This window comes from Paenibacillus sp. MER TA 81-3, assembly GCF_023713585.1.
GTDB lineage: Bacteria > Bacillota > Bacilli > Paenibacillales > Paenibacillaceae > Paenibacillus_B > Paenibacillus_B profundus.
This window is the reverse complement of sequence record NZ_JAMAWB010000008.1, coordinates 201,002-221,682: the sequence shown is the minus strand read 5'-3', so window position 1 is coordinate 221,682 and position 20,681 is coordinate 201,002. Positions and strand designations below refer to the sequence as shown.

Genomic DNA, 20,681 nt, shown 5'->3' with positions numbered 1-20,681 from the left:
ATGAATTGAATTTGAATGAAGTAAAGCACGCCAAGGCGACGTGCTTTTAAAAATACTATGGAAATATCCTATCATGCTTTTTGCGTACCTTCAATCCACTGCCTGTAAGCTTAAACTGTACTTCACCATTCAGATCCGTGCGCAGCACCGGCACGTCCGCTTGTGACAGTGCCTCCAGCACGAGCGGATGCGGATGGCCATATCGATTGTTGCGGCCTGCGGAAATAACGGCAAGGCGTGGTTGCCACGCTTGCAGCCATTCGGGAGCCGTCGAAGTTTTGCTTCCATGATGCGCCACCTTCAGCACATCGATCGACAGGGATTCATACATGTCCGAATTCGTAAGCATCATCTGCTCCCCGTCCGCCTCCAAATCACCAGTCAGTAAAATGGACGACTGCTCCTTGCTGCGTGGATGTGTCAGTGTCACATGCAGAACAATAGAAGAATCGTTTTGTTGGTCCGATGTAGAAATATGATTCCCTGCGGACGATGCTTCGGGATATAGCACCTTAATTTGTGTCCATGCATCAAGCGACCACGTATCGCCCAGTTCCCACTTTATAATTGGTATTTGTTTCTGCAGCGCAGTCCGATAGAGCGAATGCATTGAAGCGGACGACTTCCATGTTCCATTCATGACGAATCGCTTCGTCGGAATTTGCTCCAGCACCGCTTGCAGACCGCCCGCATGGTCCTGATCAGCATGCGTCAGCACGACGGCATCCAAGCTTCTGACTCCCCGTTGCTTCAAAAGAGGTACAACGACCTTTTCCCCTACCTCAAACGGCACCCGGCGGTCCCGCCAGCGGTCTGCAGGCTTGCGAAAATTAACGGTTCCCCCGCCGTCAATCAAGATGTGGCGCCCGGTTGCTGTCCGAATGAGAATACTGTCGCCTTGCCCCACATCAATAATGCTGATAGTGGCATCCAGAGAGCGTTCCCTATGATATCCCGTGTAAATAATCGTCCCGAATAGAAGCGAGGCACCGAGCAGACCAGATAACACGAACCGAGGTGTAACCGAACGCAGCGTAATAAACGTATCTAGCGGTTGTGTATCTTCTGAGGCGCTGCCGGTTTGGCGGCGGAAGCGGCGTTGAAGACGATATGTGTTCATCCATCGGACCATGGAAACGATGAGCAGACTCAGGCTGACATAATATATAATAATCCACCATATGTGCGGCGTTGGCCATATGATTGTCGTCCCTTCGATTAGGCTCAGTCGTTGGACGATGGTAAAGGTCAGATCGTTCATCCGCACTACAATCCAGGCGACTGGCCGAGCTAACGGTTCATATATCGCGGCTGCAAGCAGTGAAATCGTTCCTAGCGGAAGCACACCCATGCTTATAAATGGTACAAGCAGGAAGTTAGCGCCGAAGGACAGCAACGAGAATTGATTAAAATAATAGACGGTTACCGGAAATGATACGGCTTGTGCTACGAGCGTCACGGCAATAGAAGAAGTGAGCCAGCTTGGCCAAGCCGGAAGCAGACGAACCACATGCGGGACGAATACGATAAGTCCTGCCGTTACGATGAAGGACAGCTGAAATCCAACTTGCAGCGCATAGCGCGGCTGCCATAGAAGCATGAGCAACAAGGCTGCGGACAAGATGTGCAATCCGTCCTTCAGCCACCCTCTTCGCAGTCCATACAGTGCTGCTATGGACATCATTCCCGCCCTCACTACTGAAGCTGCTGCTCCGGTAAGCAGCACGTAAAATGGAATGAGCCATAGTACCGCTGCAATGCTTGTCTCTTTCGTCATTCTTAACAGACGGAACATACCGAGCAACGCACCCACGAATACGCCGACATGCAGCCCAGAAATGGCGAGCACATGGGTCAATCCCAGCTCTGAGAACTGCTGATACGTATTCGGATCCAATTCGCGGCGGCTGCCCAAAATCAACCCTTGAACATAGCCGCTATGAGGCTGTTCATACAGTCGCTGCAGCAATCCAGATAAATGTTCTCTGAGTCCGTCTATATAAGCCAACATTTTCTGAACTGTCCACTGTATGTCTAGGAGCGAGACAGCAGCCTCCGATGCTGTATCTGTTACTTGTTCTGCCCCGCTCACTTTAACAATCCAATGGATGCGTGCCGTCCGCAAATAATCACGGTAGCTGAAGGCGCCAAAATTCGTCGCTTCGCCAGGCAAGCTCAATGTACCGGCAATTTGAACCTGCTGACCTCTTTTCCATTGCGCAGCGGCTTCGATTTCCTGTTTCATGTGTAAGCGCACTTGAACGAGAAGCTTCTCTCGTGCAGGAGCAGGCACATTCATTTCCGTCGATTTCCAGTCCGTAGACATAAAATAAAATTGTACACGGTCACCATCCCTTTCGACCGGTGAAGAGATGAATCCGTTCCATATGGCAGCCTGTTCTTCAGTTGATGCGCCTTCGCCGTGGGATTCAGGCCAGTAACTGCGGTCAAGCTGTACGGACCAAATAAAATAAGTGACGGCCAGTAGCAGCGTAAGCGCATAAAGCACAGCCAGTCTCCAACTGCACCACTTCAATCGGCAGCATAGTGGCAGGATAAGAACCAAGCCAAGCGCTGCGATGAGCGCCGCCCCTGCACTTAGTGCAGCACCGAAGTGAACACCTATAACGAAGCAGCATGCTATGACCACTATCGGTCGTCGTTGCAGCATTTCAAGCCTCCTGTTCCATACAAAAAAAAGAACCTCTATGCCGATGCCTTGTCCCGCCCCGTCAACCACAGTTAACGAAGCGACACTCATCGCTGCATAGAGGTTCTTCCTCCATCATCATTCCATTATGCTATTAATTTATCGTTTCCATCTCCGTCTCGCGCGGCGGCTGATAATGGTCCAATTGCCGGAATATGATTCCCTTCTGTGCCATCATTGCCCTTACTTTGTCGCTGTCCTTCGGATACGGACGGTGAAACGCAATTTCCGTTACGCCGCTGTTGGCCAGCATATTGGCGCATGTCCAGCACGGTTGATCCGTCACATATACGGTAGAGCCTTCTCGATCAATCCGATCGGTGAATAGAAGTAAATTCTGTTCTGCGTGAATCGTGCGGATACAGCGCTGCTTCTTCACCATTTGCTCTTGACCGTCTATGACGACCTTTTCATATTGCTCCGCAATCATACAGCCCGCTTCACTACAGTCCGGAACCCCCATAGGCGCCCCGTTGTAAGCTGTGCCAAGCAGCTTCTTTCCTTGCACAAGCACTGCGCCGACATGCCGTCTCGGACAGCGCGAACGTGTAGAAACCATATACGCAATGTCCATGAAGTAAGTGTCCCAATCTTTGCGCGTTGTCGTTGTCATGACATCACAATCCCCTGTCTCGTTCTGCCTTAGTTCTTATGTGTTTTCACCCTATAGAGGCTGTTCAAAAGGCCCCCTTTTGAACACGCACTTATATTGTAAGCAGGCCTGCTGTGATATGCAACTGTATGCCATTACTCGACACTTATTTTGTCGCGCAGCTTGGCAAACATTTTGGGGCCGATGCCCTTCACTTTTGTTATATCGTTCACTTTGTTGAAAGCCCCATGCTGCTCGCGATAAGCGATAATCGCCTTTGCCTTGCTCGGTCCAATCCCTGGCAGCTCAGTCAAGAGATTAGCGTCCGCTTGATTGATATTAATCAAGTTCGCTGAGCTTGAACGGTTGGCGGCCGGGGGTTCAGATGCTCTTATATCTGTCTGCTGCGGTGAGTTGGAAGCGCCAGCCCCCGAAGTGTTCTGATCCGATTGTGCCGCTGCTCGGCTCGGATTAGCATGTGACTCCTTGTCCATTACGTCGGATGCGCCGGATGAAGAAGGTGGCTCTGCCGACTGTTCGGATCCGTTCAGTGCAGACTTGGCTGAAGGTGAGGACGATGAGGATGCCGCAGCCTTATCAGCCTTTGTACGATTTGGCGATGACTTATTAGCTTCATTAGACTCTGTGCCTTCAAGCGGTCCCAGCAACTGGGCAATTTCATCATTAACAGGTTGCCATGTCTCCGTATCTTGTTCCCACTGCGGTCTGAGCCATAGCCACATACATAGGGCCAACCCGATAATTGCGATGCTAGTTCCCATGAACCAGCGCTGCAAAAAAGAAGATAACGGTATTTTGAAATCTTTCATGCTACTACTCCTTTCGACAGAGCGATAAGGGTATAATGGTCAACCAATCCATCATATAGTTTGAAGTAACATGCGCTAATCGTATAATGTGGCTTTACAGCGTTAAATGAATAGTGTGTAGCAAAGGAGGGAACATCCGTGAAGGTCGGATTTATCGGTACGGGCAGTATGGGTTCGACGCTCATTGAAGCACTCATTCAATCGGGAGCCTTGGAACCGGAGCAGGTCATCGCCAGCAACCGTACGATACAGAAAGTGCAAAGCCTTGCTTCTCAATACCCCGGACTTCAAGTCGCACTTAGCAATACGGAGACGGTGGAGCAGAGCGACATCGTCTTTTTATGCGTTAAGCCATCGGAATTCAAGCATGTGCTGGATGAAATCGCTGGGACAGCGCGATCTGAGCTCATCCTTGTGTCCATCACAAGTCCGGTTCTGATCAAGCATTTGGAAAATAGCTTAAAGTGTAAAATCGCTAAAATTATTCCGAGCATCACAAATTATGTATGGAGCGGGGCATCGCTATGCATGTATGGGGGCCGCATTCAGACCGAAGATCGATTGCTGCTGGAGCAGTTGATGATGGCCATCAGTCGTCCGCTGCAAGTATCGGAACAGTTCACTCGCATCACTTCGGATTTGGCGAGCTGCGGACCTGCATTTATTGCGTTCTTCTTGCAGAAATGGGTGGAAGCCGCTGTAGAGGAGACCGGTATTGACCAGGAAGAAGCTTCGCGTCTGGCGTGCGAAATGTTGCTGGGAACAGGCAAGCTGTTAACGGAAGGCGGCTTTACGCTCGAGCTGCTGCAGCAGCGCGTAGCGGTCCCCGGCGGCATTACCGCCGAGGCGCTGCGGCTGTTGAATGAAGAACTAGAAGGTGTGTTCCAGAAGCTCATTGGAGTCACTCACGCGAAATATGAGGAGGACCTAGAGAAGGTCCACGCTCAACTCTGCGACCATGAAGTTAACCGACCACAATATTGACGAGACGGCCTTTTACTGCGATGACTTTGCGAACGGTCTTGCCAGCAATGGCATCTTGAACGTTCTGCAGGGACATCGCTTTTTCTTGCATCGCAGCTTCGTCAGCATCGGCAGCTACGTTCATGCGATCCGCTATTTTCCCATTTACTTGAATGACGATTTCCACTTCGGCATCTATCGTCAACGCTTCGTCATAAGTCGGCCATGACACGTACGTAATCGATTCGTTATGGCCGAGACGCAGCCATAGCTCTTCGGCAATATGCGGTGCAAGCGGCGACAGCATTTGCACGAAATTCTCCATTGCTTGCCGCGGCAGAACATCGGTCTTGTACGCTTCATTGATGAAAATCATCAGTTGGCTAATCGCCGTGTTGAAGCGCAAGTTCTCCATGTCTTCGGTAACTTTCTTCACGGTCTTATGCCATGTGCGCAAAAATGCATCGTCCGCATTCCCGTCAACGATTTTGCTGTTCAATTGGTCCTCTTCATTTACAAACAAGCGCCAGATCCGGTTCAGGAAGCGGAACATGCCTTCCACGCCGTTCGTGTTCCAAGGTTTGGTCACTTCCAGCGGCCCCATGAACATTTCATACATGCGGAGCGTGTCGCCGCCGAACTCGTTAACAATATTGTCCGGGTTGATCACGTTGCCGCGGGATTTAGACATTTTCTCGCCGTTTGTACCGAGAATCATCCCTTGGTTGACCAGCTTATAGAATGGCTCCTTCGTCTCCACGACACCGAGATCGTAGAGCACCTTGTGCCAGAAACGGGCATAGAGCAAATGAAGCACCGCATGCTCCACTCCTCCGATATACAAGTCCACCGGAAGCCATTTCGCCAGCTTCTCCTTCGAACAGAGCTCGTTCTCGTTCTTCGGATCGATGAAGCGCAGGTAATACCAGCAGCTTCCCGCCCATTGCGGCATCGTATTCGTCTCGCGGCGCGCCTTGAGCCCCGTCTCGGAATCGACCGTATTCACCCACTCGGTCACGTTCGCAAGCGGCGATTCTCCCGTACCGGAAGGACGGATCTGGTCGATATCCGGCAGCATGACCGGCAGTTCGGATTCCGGTACCGGCTTTATCGTGCCGTCTTCCAGATGAAGAATCGGAATCGGCTCACCCCAGTAGCGCTGACGGCTGAACAGCCAGTCACGCAGACGATACGTGATCTTGCCTTTCCCTTTGCCCTCCGCTTCCAGCCATTCAATCATGCGAGCCATCGCCTGCTCGTTCGACAAGCCGTTCAAGAAGTCGGAATTGACGTGAGCGCCGTCGCCGGAATAGGCTTCCTTCGCTACGTCGCCACCTGCAACGATCTCCACAATTGGAAGCTCGAACTGCTTCGCGAATTCCCAGTCGCGTTGGTCATGGCCTGGAACGGCCATAATCGCACCCGTACCGTAACCGGCAAGCACATAGTCTGCGATCCAGATAGGCAGCTTAGCTCCATTGGCTGGATTCACCGCATAGGTGCCCGTGAATACGCCCGTCTTGTCTTTCGCCAAGTCCGTACGCTCCAGGTCGCTCTTGCGTGCAGCTTGATCTTGGTAAGCCTTCACGGCAGCTTCCTGTTCCGGAGTCGTAATTCGCTCTACGAGCTCGTGCTCCGGCGCCAGAACGCAATAGGTCGCGCCGAACAGCGTATCGGGACGCGTCGTGAAGACGACGAGTTCATCCTCGAATCCGTCAATCGCAAAGCGCGCTTCCGCGCCTTTCGATTTGCCGATCCAATTGCGCTGCATGTCTTTGATGCTTTCCGGCCAATCCAGCTCTTCCAGATCTTCCAGCAGCCGCTCTGCGTATTCTGTAATTCGCAGCACCCATTGACGCATCGGCCTGCGGATGACTGGATGGCCGCCGCGTTCGGACTTTCCATCGATAACCTCTTCATTCGCCAGCACCGTGCCGAGCTCAGGACACCAGTTCACCGGAAGCTCCGAGACGTATGCAAGCCCCTTCTTGTACAGCTGGATGAAAATCCATTGCGTCCATTTGTAATAATCGGGATCGGTCGTGCTGAATTCGCGGTCCCAATCGTACGAGAAGCCGAGAGATTTAATCTGGCGGCGGTAGTTGTTGATATTCTTCACCGTAATGTCGCGCGGATGCTCGCCCGTATCGAGCGCATGCTGCTCGGCAGGCAGTCCGAAGGCGTCCCATGCCATCGGATGAAGCACGTTATATCCTTGCATCCGCTTGTAACGGGAGATGATATCGGTTGCCGTATATCCTTCCGGATGGCCTACGTGAAGGCCCGCGCCGGATGGATAAGGGAACATATCGAGCGCGTAGAACTTTGGCTTATCTTCGTCTTCAAGCGTCGCAAACGTCTTCTGCTCATCCCAGTACGTTTGCCACTTCGGCTCGATGGATTGTGGCTGATAGCCATGCTGTTGTTTTATTTCTTGACTCATCCTAATCCTCCTCATGCTGCACCATGTAGCTGCACGCGCAAGCCACATTGAAGTGCCTAAGCAATAATGCAAGCTGTAATAATGCAACGCCGTAACTCCATTATTCAGCAAAAAAGCCCCCCGTCCGTAGCGTAATCGCTAGGGACGAGAGGCATAATTCCCGTGGTACCACCCTAGTTAGCGAAAGACATGCTTTGCCTTTCACTCCCTCTGCACCTGTAACGCGGGTGACGCGTCGCAGCATAGCCCTTCCGCTTCCGCTGCGCGACTCTAAGGCGAGTTCACCTTCTTCCACCACCGGTTCCCACCCAACACCGGCTCTCTGACAGATGGTCGACAAGCTACTATTCCTCTTCGTTGTCTTTGCTACACCTATTCAAATGTAACGTGTATGTACCTGCGATCAGTCGCAAGTAGCTATATTGTAAAGAAAAAAACGCATATTGTCAATGTTTGTCGCATCACGAGCACGCTGCTTCCTCTTTCACCGCGGCGAAGAAAATTCGCTGCGCGTCAGCATCCGGCTTCTCCCATGTAAAATCGGCAAACATCTCAATCTTATTGAAACCGGCATCTCTTAAACTTTGTGCAAGCCACTGAATATCATAGGCGCGCTGCACATGGGCTTCATCCACCCGTTCAAACAAACCGCCGTTCTCTTGACGAACAAACAACGTCAACTGATGCTCGATCTCCTTGCGTCCCTCATCGAAATCGGAGAACCATATGTAGGCGATGTCTTCCTCATCATAGGCAAAAGGCTGCGTATTCGCATACTCTTCGAATTGGCGAATAGACAGCACATCGAAGAGAAATATTCCACCCTGACGCAACTGGTCGTAAGTCGCCTGGAGCACCTGCTTGACTTCACTTTGTTCCGTAATATAGTTCAAGCAATCGCAAAAGGAAACGACTGCATCCACGGAATTAGGAACTGACCAGTGACGCATATCTTGGCACACCCATTGCATGTTCCCCTGCAGCGGAGGATGAGCAGCCATCTTGTTCTGGGCGATGGATAGCATCGTCTCAGATAGATCTATCCCAATGACCTCATAGCCTAGCGCCGCTAACGGCAGTGAAATATTGCCAGTTCCACATCCAAGATCAACAACGCGTTCAAGCTTCCCGCTTCCGTATCGCCGCCATGCCGCTTCGGCGAAAGCAATCCATTCTTCATAGGGCATATCCGCCATTAAGCGGTCATACACCTCTGCAAATCGACCGTACGATTCCATTACTCTCGTCCTTCCTCATCCCGTCCCTTTTTGATTACGAAGCATCCTAAGATGTCATTCAACATCGAATCCTGCATTCACTCTCGAAAGTCCGGTGCTGAAAAGGGGCCCTTTTGGACAACCTCTTTTAGCGGCTCGGCTTGCGCGGCTCCGACTGCGCCTGCTGCAGCACGCCCGCCAATTCATCGGCTGCCAGATCCTTCCCGGCTTGAGTCAACTCCGTCCAGCTTCCGTTCTGGTCAATAAGTCCCGCTTTCATCAAGCGGCCAATCGATCTCTTAAATGCGGATTTGCTCATGTTAAAGCGCTGCTTCACGATATCAGCCGGCGTCTCATCCGAGTATGGCATCGTCCCGTTCGGGCGCTCCTTCAAGAAACGGAACAACCGATCCGCATCCTTATCCATGCCGACTTCCTTGCGTTCTGCGGTCGTGACGTTTACGCGCCCGTCCTCGCGCACGTGCGTAATTCGAACACGAACCCGTTCACCGAGACGGAGCGGCCGCGGGCGTTGGGATTCATGCAGCAGGCCGATGATGCCGAAGCCAAGCGGTGCGCCGTCGATCACGAAGAACGTCCCCATCTTCAGAGCACGGTACACAATCGCCTCATGCCAAGTATTGAGCCATGCTTCCGGAGCATGAAAAACGAGTGGAATTAAATCGTCCTCCCGCGCGGGAAGTGCAACGAGACGGCCAAACTTATCGTGTGCCATTTTGACGTACACATCATCACCCAACTGAGGATGAAGCGGTTCGTATTCCGGCAGTTCGCCCCTCGGCAGCAGCAATTGGCGTCCAATGCCCATTTCCAAGAAGCAGCCGTACTTCGGGTGGATGTCGGCCACCTTCAGACAAGCTACTTCGCCAAGTGTCAAATACGGGCGCTTCATCGTGGAGGCTAGTCGGTCTTCTGTATCGAAGAACAGAAATACATCCACCTGCTCGCCTGGCTTTATCGGTCCGGTCATTTCCGAGTAGTGCAGCAGCACGTCCAGTTCGCCATCTGTTAAAAAATAACCGTATGGAGAGACTTCACGCGCAACCGTTAATTGTTGAATCATACCTGCAACCAAGGTCATGCCATTTCCACAACTTTCGCATCGGACCACAGCTTCTCAATGCTGTAGTATTCCCGTTCGTCGCGATGGAACACATGCACGATGACATCGCCCATGTCCACAAGAACCCAGCGAGCCGAATCAAAGCCTTCCGTACCGCGAATGTGAACGCCTGCTTCATGTGCGCGCTTGCGAATTTCGTTCGTAATAGCTTGGACCTGAGTGTCCGAGTTCCCGTGACAGACGACAAAGTAGTCCGCTATGAGGGAAATGCCTTGCAAATCCAGGACGACGAGATTCATCGCCTTTTTATCTTCAGCCGCGTCTACGGCGATCTCAAGCAATTGTTTTGAAGTGATTGCCATTGTTCAACCTCCATCTCATTTGTAAAGCTCTTGTTCCAGCTCTTCAATCAAACTGTTTCTTGCCAGTATCGTAAGCGGAAAGACGCGCCGGCGTTTGCCGAGCAAGAAGCTGATCGTCGAATCAAACCCCGCTACGAGGGCCGTGTTCACATCGCGCTCTGCCAACTCGCGGATGAGGTCAACACCTGGAAAATCGCGTCCAGGTTCGATATAATCTGCCAAACATACGATTTTGTCCAGCAGCGTCATATGAACGCGTCCTGATGTGTGATACCGTATGGCATCCAGTATTTCTTCGTCTTCGATCCCGTATTCATGCTGAGCAACATATGCTCCGACAGGAGCGTGCCACAACTGCTTGTCATGCTGCAGCAGCTCCGGCGGCATATGCTGCTCGCGGATGATCTCTTCCATTCGCGCCGTCGGCCAATATTTGGCTACATCATGCAGAATGGCTGCGATCTCCGCCTTAATTGGGTCTGCTCCGTATTTGTTCGCGAGCCGGATCGCCGTATCCATTACTCCTTGAGTATGCTGCCAGCGCTGTTCCGGCATTTGAGCTTGGACGGACTCAATCATTTCTTCGCGTACTTGATTCATAAAGCCCCCACCTTGCTATATATTGTTCAACCGCATCCGGCACCAAGTAACGAATGGATCTGCCCTCAGCAAGGCGCTGTCTAATCATCGTAGACGATATGTCCATTTGCGGCATGTATGCAGCGCTAATGCGTTCACGCCATGCAGCGGGCAGCATATCCAAGTGCCACGGCGTTCCCGGACGGCGGAGCCCAATAAATGTTATGCTGGTCATTAATTCATCGATACGATGCCATTGCGGTAAATAAGCGACCATATCGCCTCCGATGATCCATGACCATTCCACATCTGGATGCGTCTCCCGCAAGCCTGTTGCAGTATCTACTGTATACGATACTCCTCCGCGCGCATACTCCCAGTCGCTCACTCGAAAGCACGGATTTCCCTGCGCCGCAAGCTTCGTCATCTCTAGACGTTGCTCAATAGAAGCGAACGGCTGGCGGGATTTATGTGGAGGAACGCTAGCCGGCATGAACCACACTTCATCCAGCCGTGCCGCTTCCAGCGCACACTCCGCAGCGATCAGATGTCCGAGATGTATCGGGTCAAACGTACCGCCCATGATGCCGATTTGTTTCATGGGTAGGCCTCCTGTGCCGATTAAGGTAATTCAATCTGTTTTTTCTCTTCAGACTCCTTATACAGGACAATCATCTTGCCGATAACCTGCACAAGCTCTGCACCCGAACGTGAAGACAATTGCTCTGCCACTTCATAGCGATCTTCCATACAATTATTCAAGATCGACACTTTAATCAATTCGCGCACTTCCAATGCTTCTTGAATGTGACGAATGAGTTGATCGTTCGTTCCGCCCTTGCCTACTTGAAAAATAGGCTGTACATGATGTGCGAGAGATCGCAAATAGCGTTTCTGTTTACCCGTTAGCATATGTTTACCTGCCTTATCTGTATCATAATGTTATAAAATTCTTGAAAAAGGTACTCAAAAAGTCCCTTTTGAGCACGCACATGAAGTAACCTGCGGCCTCACTAACTTCCATGCCGACATCGACAATCCGAACGAGTTCGCCTGCAGTTAATTATAGCGTACGTAATACTTCTTGTCTCATCAGCTCCGCAGGAGCCTGTTTGCCGGTCCACATTTCAAACGCGATCGCGCCCTGATAGACGAACATTCCGAGGCCGCTATGCGTTCGGCAGCCTGTCCGCTGTGCGGCCTGCACCAGCGCAGTCTCGAGCGGATTATAGACGATATCGCTCACAATCATATGAGGCTGCAGCCAATCCGGATTGAGAGGAATGGCTGCAACGTCAGGATGCATGCCGACAGATGTCGTATTGATGACGATATCAACCTGCTCCGCATCGATGACTGGAGCATCCAGCAACGGTACGACACGTATCGGACCATAAGGAGACAAATCGTCGGCTAACGCCTGCGCTCTTTCGACCGTCCGATTGGCAATGATTAGCTCCTGACAGCCTTCCTTCAACAGTGCATAGGCGATTCCGCGTGCCGCGCCGCCGGCACCGATTAACAGAATCCGGGCAGCAGAAACATGTGGAATCATCTCTTCCTTCAAAGATCGTACATAGCCGAGACCATCCGTATTATATCCGATAAGCTTCCCGTCGCGGCGGACGATCGTGTTGACCGCTCCGATAACTTGGGCGCTCTCGTCGATATTATCCAAATACGCCATGACACGTTCTTTATGTGGAATCGTCACATTAACTCCGCCGATGCCAAGCGCGCGAATTCCCTTTATGGCCTGCTCCAGCTCATCCGGCGGCACATGAAATGCGGTATAGATCCCATTTACATCAAGGCTCTGCAAAGCCGCGTTATGCATAAGCGGTGATTTGGAATGCTTTATCGGATCGCCGATGACCGCATACAACGTCGTTGAACTGTCCAACGTCCGAACATTCCCCACTGATACTACCGCATCCGGTTCCATCGTTCTACGCTCCCTACCCATGTTTGTATAAATCATTATCGTTTAAAGCAACGAATGGCGTGTCAGCACCTTTACTCCTTTGGGAGCATGAACCTCCACCAGCGCCCCGGTCGTTCCGTTGCAAGTTACCCATCCGAGACCTGAAATAAAGACGTCCGTCTCGCTTCCGCGCGCAATTCGAAATTGATGCTTCGTCCAAGCAGGCAGCTCGTCCACACGTTCACGCGTAGGCGGAGCCAACATATCGCCGCGGTGGTCACGGTACAACTCGTCAGCCCGTTCTAATTTGGTCCGGTGAATCGGAAGCCCATTCGACACATAGCAAGTAAATGACTGGCGTTCCCCTTCCACGAAGTCGAAACGTGCAAAAGCGCCGAAGAACAACGTCTGCCCTTCATTCAACTGATATACTGCAGGCTTCAGCGGCTTGTCCGGCAGCAGCGCGCCCAAATCATCACGATGCGCCAGCTCAGTCATGCGGCTCGGGTATACAATTCCCGGTGTATCGATAATATGCTTGCCGTCATCAAGCGGAATATGCACAACATCGAGTGTCGTACCCGGATAGCGCGATGTCGTCAATTCTTGTTCCATATCGCTGTAATCGTTGATGAGACGGTTAATCAGGGTTGATTTTCCGACATTGGTAGCACCGACGACATACACATCGCGTCTTTGCCGCCACTCACCCACCTGGTCTACCAGTCGATCGAAGCCAAGGTTGCGCTTTGCGCTGACGAGAATGACGTCAACGATGCGCAAGCCGTGCTCCTTCGCCTGCCGCTGTACCCAATTCGTAATGCGATTCCAGTTCGTCGCTTTCGGCAGCAAGTCAATTTTGTTCACGACCAGCAGCACCGGGTTGGTGCCAACGAAGCGCTGCAACCCCGAAATGACGCTCCCATCAAAATCGAACAAGTCAACGATATGAATGACGAGCGCGTCTTCCTTGCCGATGCGTCCCAGCATGCGCAAAAATTCATCCTGGTCTATTGCGACAGAAGCCGCTTCGTTATAATGTTTAATCCGGAAACAGCGCTGACAAATGATCGGCGTCCGTTCCAATGCTTTTGCTGGCACATATCCTGGTTGTTCAGAGAGCTCCGTTTGCAGCGTCACGCCACAACCACTGCAAGCTCGTGCCTCTTTTGTTTCATCACTCAATGTCGTTCCTCCTCGTGCCACAATCCTTTTTTACGCAGTCGAGCCGTAACGATGCGCTCGATGCGTCGATTGACGCGTGTCATCCAGCCTTCGTCCTGAATGGCTATCGGCTGGACCAATATTGTAAACATACCAATGCGATTGCCTCCAAGAACATCTGTAAGCATCTGGTCGCCGACGACGACCGTTTGATCTGGTGTGAGCCCCATTAGCTGAAGCGCCTTATGAAAGGCTCGTTGCGATGGCTTGCGCGCCGCATGAACGAACTGAATATCGAGCGGCGTTGCGAAGCGGGATACGCGTGTATGATCATTGTTCGATACAATGACCACTTTAAATTTTTGGCGTTTCACTTCCTCCAGCCATGCGGCTAGTTGCGGTGTCGCCAGAGGGTCTTTCGCACCTACAAGGGTATTATCCAAGTCCGTAATAATCCCTTGAATCCCTTTCTCCTTAAGCATAGCCAGATCAATATCATAGACCGTGCTTACCCGAAGACGGGGAATAAGCCCTTCCAACAAAGCAGTCACCTCGTTTTCATACGAAAAACTATACCATATTCTTTGTTTTTCGTGCAAAAAAATGCCGTTCCTGTGCGGAACGACATGTAATCGTCACAATCACGAGCTCATTCTCTACCTTTCTCTCTCTTTCATTTTACCGTATCCATTCGTTACGTTCTATAATCATCCCGCCCGTTTAAACTGACGGACAGCAGCTTTCAATCGCTCAATATCTGCTTCCTGAGTGAGATCGTGACCATATTTTGCTTGTTCAAACAGCGGAACGATCGTATTGACGGAGGCATAGCGTTCATCATTGCCTCTACACCAACGGAAGGCCGCTTCTCGAACCGTTTCATGCGGCGCTTTGCGCAACCCCTTCAGGCGGCAATAACTGATCCACATTTCGGTCTCCAGAACAATTTTTTCATCAGGCGTCAGATTGCGCTTCAACATGCGGATCCACCGCAGCGAGAAACCAACCGACCGCCATCTCCATAAGAGAAGCACAAGCGTACCGATAAGGACAGCAAGGACGATGATTCGAGCTACTGTTGTCACCCAAGCCGGTAAAGACGCTTGTGTCTGATCTTGCTGGCCCGGAGCTGATTTGTCCTCATCCTTCTCTTTGTTCTTCTCTTGCTCCGCTATTGGTTCAGTCTTCTCTTCTTCCTTCGGTTCCCATCGAGGCAAGCTGAATCCAGGTGTTGGCTCAAATGCGATCCAACCGTAATCGCCCATATACACTTCCACCCATGAATGAGCATCTGCATTCGTTACACGGAAAGTTCCACCGGAATCAGGATCGAATTGGCCCAGCATCATATGCTCGCTCATCCCTTCACGCACGCCTGGCGCATAGCCTTTGACCCAGCGGGTCGGCACGTTGACCGAGCGGAGCATCACGGCCATCGCCGTTGAGAAATAATCACAATACCCTTCCTTCACTTCAAACAAGAACCCATCTACGAAATCTTCACTGGTGCGCAGTGAGATATCCGGTGTATTCGTATACTGGAACTGGCTGCGCAAATAGCTCTCGATTTGCTTCGCTTTATCGTAATTGTTCGTCGCATCAGCCGTCAACTGCTCGGCAAGATCGCGCACACGGGGCGGCAGCTTCTCCGGAAGTTGAATGTACTTGCTGAAGCCGAGATGCTCTGCGGCGTTGTCATCACCTGCAGAAGCTTGGCGCAGCTTCTCCTCCGACACGACAGGAACCCGGGAAATCACCGTGTAGCTCTCCGGATATGGAGCACTTGGCGAACCCATATAATGAATCTCGCTATCTCTTCCATTCCACCAGAGTTCACCGATATTTTCGGTCTTAATGTCGTTAATGGATTCAATCGCCTGCATGCCGAACAGCACCGGATATGGTTGTCCGCTCAACATATGGAATGTCTGCTTAATCTCACGGGTCTGTATATCGCTAGATGGCGCACCTTCCGATTCAATACGCGTGTTTGTTTTCACTCGTTCCTGCCCGTCGGTCCGGTTCAGATCCCTCCAGCCTTGCCCGGTGTACAGCTCCTTTGCCTCACCCCGCCAGTATCCTCTCGCATCGGATTGTACGGTCATAACAGGCATATAGTCCATTTGAAACCCGTTCCCGAGCTGGCTATCCTGCTGGCTGTACCCCGATGTGCTCGTGCGCGGCGCATCGTTGGAGCCTGTGACGTCCGACATCATTCGCTTGACGATATTGTCACCATCGCCGTAGCGATTACTCCAAGCGGTATAAGGATCCGTTAAAATCGGTTCGAACTCTGGCACGCTAACTCCGATAGACATGATAACGGCAATGATAAAGAAGGCACTCATCCCCATTTGAAGCGGATAACGCAACGAGTTGCGCCACATATGGGGGTACTGCTGCTTCATTTGTCCAAAATGCAAAGTAATGAGCCACACTAATGAAGCGCCGACAATCCAAGCCACTTGCTCCCAGAGCATCGTTTCCGTGAAGGAGTCTAATATTCCAAATACGATAATTTGCATAAGAAGCCAAATAATAACCCTGCCGCTTCCTCTGACAATTTGGCCAATAGCTTCGTAGACCAGCCACAAGCCGAGCACAAACCAAATATAAGGATGGAAGGAAACAAATGATTCCGATATTTTGCTGCCGGCAACCCATAGATCGTATTGAATGAGTTCTTTATAGACGACCCACAAAATTAGAGGAAGACCGATGAAGAGTCTCCCGGAAAAATGTCTGGGAAAGAGGAGAGAAGCGACCCAGAGCACAATCAAGGATGCCTTGGACATAACAATCGTCTCTTCGAACCAGTACGGCTCAAGCATGACGATCCATTGCCAGCACATTGCGATTAGGCAAGTCCATACTAGCCTTTCATCCCAATACGAGAACAGAAACTGCTGTAAGTACTTCGTTGACGAAGGCGGCTTCTGTGATGCCGAACGCTTCGTCGTGTTCGATCGCCTCACGAGATTCAACGTGCCTCACCTCCCAGCAGCTGAGGCAACTGTTGAAGTTGGCCAAGCGGAATATATTGGAATCGATGCTTCCCAAGCATTCGAATCCGAGCATTGTCTGCCGGGGCATAATCGCTGCCATGAATGTGAAGGTAAGTGCCATATCCCCCTGCCTTGAAAAAGGAACTGACTGCTGATATGTCCTCGCCTGTTAATCCGCCGCTAATCCAAGCAACCGCAGCGCCATTTAAGCGTAAGCTATGCTCCATAAGCTGCTTGTAAATGCGGCCATCTTCCTGCTCTGTCCGTTCCCGATGCACAGCCGACAACCATTGCTTGAAGAATAGCGACTGCGTACGAACTGTATCGGCATCCCACCACTTCAGTCCGTTGCCAATGGCAGCGATGTAAGCTGGCCTCTCATGTGTTCTAGCATAGTCAGCCAATGAAGCAGCCGCGCTTATGGCCGTCTCAAAGGCGTTCGCTTCCTCGTAAAGCGCAGCTCTCACATCCAACACAATGAGAATGGGAGAAAAAGATTCGTGATCGAACTGCTTCGATTTCAATACCCCCGTCTTTGCGGTCGCATTCCAATGAATGCGCGAGAGCCTATCGCCATGGACGTATTCACGCACTCCATTTAATTGGGTGGATTCCCTTCTTCTCATATGGCGGTTCTGCTCTAGATGACCTTGACCGTCCTGCCGCTCCGCCTGATTCCACCTCGGAATGGATACGGTTGTCGGCATAACATAGAAGGCTGCGGGAGCTTCGAACTTGCCATGATGCTCGAACACACCGAATAAATCCCGTGAACAGCATGAAGTCGCCTCATAACGGTACCAGCCTCTCTGTAAAAACGGCGTACGATAAGACAACACGACTGTACGCTTCGCATCCAATGTGACGACGGTTTCTTCCTCATAGTAACGCTCTCCGAAACGCAACAATTCCTCTCGCACAATAACATATGGAAGCGGAAACCAGCCAGGGACGGTAATCCTCACAGATACATTAAGTCTGGAACGTGCAGGAACGAACTTGCTCATCCCGGCTCCTAGCATGCGTTCTCCGCTTACTCTGCGAATACCTCCTGCCAATCCGGACAACCAGTAGACCGCAAGGAGCGTCGCCATCGACAGAAGCATAAATGAAGTCTTACCGCCTTGGAATAGAAAATAGAACAGACACGAGACATAGATTCCAACCGCGATAACAATCGACCGCTTGCGCGAACGACCTTGGCGTGGAACAAGTTCCATGTTATTCATGTTCATATCCCCATTCGAATCGGTACCGGTATGTTCTGCACCACTTCCCGCAAAATATGATTGGCAGTTATCCCGTCCATTTTTGCCTCCATGCCAAGCACGAGGCGATGATTCAGCGCATAAGGAAGCAATATTTTCACGTCATCTGGCGTAACGAAGCTTCGTTCGCGAATCCAAGCGCGGGCTTTGGCTGCTTGCATCAAAGAGACTGAAGCACGCGGGCTTGCGCCCAAGACGACATGAGGATGTTCGCGTGTCGCGCGCACAATGTCAATGATATATGCAGCGACCGCATCATCGATATGAACGCAGCGAACCGCTTCCTGCATTTCTTTGATTGCAGCAATGTCCGTCACCGATTCAACCCTCTCCGAAGGCAGTCCTTCCATGTGACGGGCCAGCATCGTCCGTTCGGTTATCTCGTCCGGATACCCGAGATGAACCTTGAACATGAATCGGTCAAGCTGCGCTTCCGGTAACATAAAGGTCCCCTCGAATTCAATCGGATTCTGCGTTGCGAAGAGAACAAACGGCGAAGGCAAGTCGAATGTCTCGCCGTCTACTGTAATGTGGTGCTCCTCCATCGCTTCAAGCAGCGCCGACTGCGTCTTCGTCGTCGCGCGGTTAATCTCGTCGACGAGCAGCACATTCGTCATCACCGGACCTGGCCGAAACACGAATTGCTGCTCTTTCGGATGAAAAATAAAAACTCCGGTAATATCGGTAGGCAGTATATCCGGATTACATTGAACTCGGCGGAATTGTCCATTCATCGTACGGGCGAGTGACTTCACAAGTTGAGTCTTGCCTGTGCCCGGCACATCTTCAATGAGGACGTGGCCGCCGGCAAGCAAGGCAGTGAGCAGCAATTCAATTTCAAATGCTTTTCCCAAAATACATCGTTCCAATGTCGATTGCATCTGCTTCATAACGGAATGCAGTGAATGATAGGATGGCATGGCAACGACCTCCCCTTCAATATTAAAAATTTGGCGGATTCACAATATGTCTTATGAGCTGGATCACATGAGCTGCGCTTACATTTTTTCATTTTACACCATTCTAGGAATAAGGTACATGTGCGGATCGTCCGAATAGATTTGGAAGCTTTAGCAAAAAAATAAAGCCCCGTTGCCATGGATCGGCTCGGAGCTTATCGTTATGGATACCATTACATATAGAGGTTGAACACGCACATATACTAGCCTTTCGGGCGCACGACTAAGGCAGCTAGAAAGGAGAAGACGATGGCCGCCGATATTCCGGCGCTCGTTGTCTTGAAAATTCCGCTTACAGCTCCGACCCAGCCATCTGACTTCAAATCCGTCAGTGCACCGTGAACGAGCGAGTTCCCGAAGCTTGTAATCGGCACGGTCACGCCTGCGCCAGCAAAGTCGATCAGCGGCTCATACCAGCCAAAGCCATCGACAATCGCGCCTGTCACGACAAGGATGCTCATCGTATGCGCCGGCGTCAGCTTAGCCACATCAAACATTAGCTGGCCTATCACACAAATGAGTCCCCCGATAATGAAGGCCCATAAGTAAGTCATCATTGAATATCATCCTTCCATTTCAATCGTAACGGCATGCGCAATGCTGGGAATGGTCTCCCCTTGCTGATAAGACAGCGGGGATAGCAGCGCCCCCGTCGCAGCAATAAGCACACGCCGCAGCTCGCCTTTTTGCATGCGCTTCAAAATATGTCCGTACGTCACTACAGCGGAGCAGGCGCATCCGCTGCCACCGGCTTGCACAGCTTGTTTCTCTACGTCAAACACCATGAGTCCACAATCTTGGAAATTGGCTTCATCCATCGGCACACCGTGCTTTTTGAACAAGTCTTTCGCAATTGGATGTCCGACATTGGCCAAGTCGCCGGTCACGATGAGATCATAGTCCTGAGGAGATCGATTCAAGTCCTTTAAATGCGTCAATATGGTATCTACTGCCGCAGGAGCCATCGCCGCTCCCATATTAAAGGGATCCGTTATGCCAAGATCAACAATCTTCCCGATTGTCGCTGCGGTTACTTGCGGGCCCTTTCCTTTCTTGGCTACAACCGCCGCTCCTGCGCCTGTTACTGTATATTGAGCGGTAGGCGGTTTCTGGGAACCGTATTCCGTCGGATAGCGGAACTGCTTCTCGGCTGTGCAATTATGACTGCACGTCCCCGCCATCGCATAGTTCGCATTGCCAGAGTCGACGAGCAGCGAGGCAATCGCCAGCGTCTCCATCGAAGTAGAGCACGCGCCAAAAACGCCGATATAAGGGACGCCGAGCGTACGGGCGGCAAATGAATTGCTTATAATCTGGTTCAACAAGTCGCCGCCGACAAAGAAATTCAATTGGTCCTGCGTTATATTCGCGTTCACGATAGCTAACTGGGTTGCCTGCTCCAACAGCTTGCGCTCGGCCTTCTCCCAACTTTTCTCCTGCATGTCCAAATCATCATGAATAAAATCAAAGTCGGCTGCGAGAGGCCCCTCTCCCTCATCCGGCCCGACGACAGTTGCGGTGCCGATAATGACCGGACGGTTCGCAAACTGCCACGTACGGCGTCCTACTTGCATCGGAATG

At 51.4% G+C, this 20,681-nt stretch carries 19 protein-coding genes and 1 other annotated feature; of the genes, 1 reads left to right on the top strand and 18 read right to left on the bottom strand.

What is annotated here, in order from left to right:
* Positions 1-55: 55 nt before the first annotated feature.
* The 3 genes from M3650_RS13745 to M3650_RS13735 form a co-directional block, all read right to left on the bottom strand.
* A complete protein-coding gene (locus tag M3650_RS13745) occupies positions 56-2,671 on the bottom strand; it encodes a ComEC/Rec2 family competence protein (RefSeq protein ID WP_251575531.1) in 2,616 nt (871 codons plus the stop codon).
* A gap of 133 nt (positions 2,672-2,804) precedes the next feature.
* Positions 2,805-3,323, bottom strand: a complete 519-nt coding sequence (locus M3650_RS13740) for a deoxycytidylate deaminase (protein WP_251575529.1) — start codon at positions 3,321-3,323, stop codon at positions 2,805-2,807.
* Between the two features lie 134 nt (positions 3,324-3,457).
* On the bottom strand, positions 3,458-4,132 hold the full coding sequence (locus M3650_RS13735) for a ComEA family DNA-binding protein (protein ID WP_251575527.1): 675 nt from the start codon (positions 4,130-4,132) through the stop codon (positions 3,458-3,460).
* 138 nt (positions 4,133-4,270) lie between these two features.
* Here M3650_RS13735 and comER point away from each other — a divergent pair, with 138 nt between their 5' ends.
* The gene (comER, locus tag M3650_RS13730; protein ID WP_251575525.1) at positions 4,271-5,116 is read left to right on the top strand and encodes a late competence protein ComER; all 846 of its coding nucleotides are present in this window, start codon (positions 4,271-4,273) and stop codon (positions 5,114-5,116) included.
* Here the strand turns inward: comER and leuS are convergent.
* The 15 genes from leuS to spoVAD all read right to left on the bottom strand — a co-directional run bounded on the left by leuS (position 5,097) and on the right by spoVAD (position 20,674).
* Positions 5,097-7,538 carry a leucine--tRNA ligase gene (leuS, locus tag M3650_RS13725; protein ID WP_251575523.1) on the bottom strand — a complete coding sequence of 814 codons (2,442 nt, stop codon included), beginning with the start codon at positions 7,536-7,538 and terminating at the stop codon, positions 5,097-5,099. The genes comER and leuS overlap by 20 nt on opposite strands.
* Before the next feature lie 137 nt (positions 7,539-7,675).
* Positions 7,676-7,905: a binding site (T-box leader), on the bottom strand.
* A gap of 94 nt (positions 7,906-7,999) precedes the next feature.
* On the bottom strand, positions 8,000-8,776 hold the full coding sequence (locus M3650_RS13720; RefSeq protein ID WP_251575521.1) for a class I SAM-dependent DNA methyltransferase: 777 nt from the start codon (positions 8,774-8,776) through the stop codon (positions 8,000-8,002).
* Positions 8,777-8,903: 127 nt separating this feature from the next.
* Positions 8,904-9,857 (bottom strand): CvfB family protein, encoded by a 954-nt coding sequence (locus tag M3650_RS13715; protein ID WP_019422553.1) that lies wholly within the window; start codon positions 9,855-9,857, stop codon positions 8,904-8,906.
* Complete coding sequence (rsfS, locus tag M3650_RS13710) at positions 9,854-10,201, bottom strand: ribosome silencing factor (RefSeq protein WP_019422554.1); 348 nt, start codon at positions 10,199-10,201, stop codon at positions 9,854-9,856. Before rsfS ends, M3650_RS13715 begins: the two co-directional genes overlap by 4 nt.
* Positions 10,202-10,216: 15 nt before the next feature.
* A complete protein-coding gene (gene yqeK / locus M3650_RS13705; protein ID WP_251575511.1) occupies positions 10,217-10,801 on the bottom strand; it encodes a bis(5'-nucleosyl)-tetraphosphatase (symmetrical) YqeK in 585 nt (194 codons plus the stop codon).
* A complete protein-coding gene (locus M3650_RS13700; RefSeq protein WP_251575495.1) occupies positions 10,773-11,381 on the bottom strand; it encodes a nicotinate-nucleotide adenylyltransferase in 609 nt (202 codons plus the stop codon). Before M3650_RS13700 ends, yqeK begins: the two co-directional genes overlap by 29 nt.
* A 20-nt stretch (positions 11,382-11,401) precedes the next feature.
* A complete protein-coding gene (gene yhbY, locus M3650_RS13695; RefSeq protein ID WP_019422557.1) occupies positions 11,402-11,692 on the bottom strand; it encodes a ribosome assembly RNA-binding protein YhbY in 291 nt (96 codons plus the stop codon).
* A gap of 151 nt (positions 11,693-11,843) precedes the next feature.
* Positions 11,844-12,725 carry a shikimate dehydrogenase gene (gene aroE / locus M3650_RS13690; RefSeq protein ID WP_251575488.1) on the bottom strand — a complete coding sequence of 294 codons (882 nt, stop codon included), beginning with the start codon at positions 12,723-12,725 and terminating at the stop codon, positions 11,844-11,846.
* A gap of 42 nt (positions 12,726-12,767) precedes the next feature.
* The gene (gene yqeH / locus M3650_RS13685) at positions 12,768-13,889 is read right to left on the bottom strand and encodes a ribosome biogenesis GTPase YqeH (protein ID WP_251575480.1); all 1,122 of its coding nucleotides are present in this window, start codon (positions 13,887-13,889) and stop codon (positions 12,768-12,770) included.
* Positions 13,886-14,410, bottom strand: a complete 525-nt coding sequence (locus M3650_RS13680; RefSeq protein WP_019422560.1) for a YqeG family HAD IIIA-type phosphatase — start codon at positions 14,408-14,410, stop codon at positions 13,886-13,888. Before M3650_RS13680 ends, yqeH begins: the two co-directional genes overlap by 4 nt.
* Before the next feature lie 165 nt (positions 14,411-14,575).
* A complete protein-coding gene (locus M3650_RS13675; RefSeq protein WP_251575636.1) occupies positions 14,576-16,843 on the bottom strand; it encodes a DUF4129 domain-containing transglutaminase family protein in 2,268 nt (755 codons plus the stop codon).
* Positions 16,844-16,848: 5 nt separating this feature from the next.
* The gene (locus M3650_RS13670) at positions 16,849-18,102 is read right to left on the bottom strand and encodes a DUF58 domain-containing protein (protein WP_251575467.1); all 1,254 of its coding nucleotides are present in this window, start codon (positions 18,100-18,102) and stop codon (positions 16,849-16,851) included.
* Positions 18,103-18,104: 2 nt separating this feature from the next.
* Positions 18,105-19,061, bottom strand: coding sequence for an AAA family ATPase (locus tag M3650_RS13665; protein ID WP_251575464.1), 957 nt, complete (start codon positions 19,059-19,061; stop codon positions 18,105-18,107).
* A gap of 242 nt (positions 19,062-19,303) precedes the next feature.
* On the bottom strand, positions 19,304-19,654 hold the full coding sequence (gene spoVAE, locus M3650_RS13660) for a stage V sporulation protein AE (protein ID WP_026011174.1): 351 nt from the start codon (positions 19,652-19,654) through the stop codon (positions 19,304-19,306).
* Between the two features lie 9 nt (positions 19,655-19,663).
* The gene (spoVAD, locus tag M3650_RS13655) at positions 19,664-20,674 is read right to left on the bottom strand and encodes a stage V sporulation protein AD (RefSeq protein WP_019422564.1); all 1,011 of its coding nucleotides are present in this window, start codon (positions 20,672-20,674) and stop codon (positions 19,664-19,666) included.
* Between the last annotated feature and the right edge of the window lie 7 nt (positions 20,675-20,681).

Coding starts and splice junctions, on each gene's coding strand:
- M3650_RS13745 (WP_251575531.1), bottom strand. CDS start 2,671: ATGCTGCAACGACGACCGATAGTGGTCATAGCATGCTGCTTCGTTATA.
- M3650_RS13740 (WP_251575529.1), bottom strand. CDS start 3,323: ATGACAACGACAACGCGCAAAGATTGGGACACTTACTTCATGGACATT.
- M3650_RS13735 (WP_251575527.1), bottom strand. CDS start 4,132: ATGAAAGATTTCAAAATACCGTTATCTTCTTTTTTGCAGCGCTGGTTC.
- leuS (WP_251575523.1), bottom strand. CDS start 7,538: ATGAGTCAAGAAATAAAACAACAGCATGGCTATCAGCCACAATCCATC.
- M3650_RS13720 (WP_251575521.1), bottom strand. CDS start 8,776: ATGGAATCGTACGGTCGATTTGCAGAGGTGTATGACCGCTTAATGGCG.
- M3650_RS13715 (WP_019422553.1), bottom strand. CDS start 9,857: ATGACCTTGGTTGCAGGTATGATTCAACAATTAACGGTTGCGCGTGAA.
- rsfS (WP_019422554.1), bottom strand. CDS start 10,201: ATGGCAATCACTTCAAAACAATTGCTTGAGATCGCCGTAGACGCGGCT.
- yqeK (WP_251575511.1), bottom strand. CDS start 10,801: ATGAATCAAGTACGCGAAGAAATGATTGAGTCCGTCCAAGCTCAAATG.
- M3650_RS13700 (WP_251575495.1), bottom strand. CDS start 11,381: ATGAAACAAATCGGCATCATGGGCGGTACGTTTGACCCGATACATCTC.
- yhbY (WP_019422557.1), bottom strand. CDS start 11,692: ATGCTAACGGGTAAACAGAAACGCTATTTGCGATCTCTCGCACATCAT.
- aroE (WP_251575488.1), bottom strand. CDS start 12,725: ATGGAACCGGATGCGGTAGTATCAGTGGGGAATGTTCGGACGTTGGAC.
- M3650_RS13670 (WP_251575467.1), bottom strand. CDS start 18,102: ATGAATAACATGGAACTTGTTCCACGCCAAGGTCGTTCGCGCAAGCGG.
- M3650_RS13665 (WP_251575464.1), bottom strand. CDS start 19,061: ATGCCATCCTATCATTCACTGCATTCCGTTATGAAGCAGATGCAATCG.
- spoVAE (WP_026011174.1), bottom strand. CDS start 19,654: ATGACTTACTTATGGGCCTTCATTATCGGGGGACTCATTTGTGTGATA.
- spoVAD (WP_019422564.1), bottom strand. CDS start 20,674: ATGCAAGTAGGACGCCGTACGTGGCAGTTTGCGAACCGTCCGGTCATT.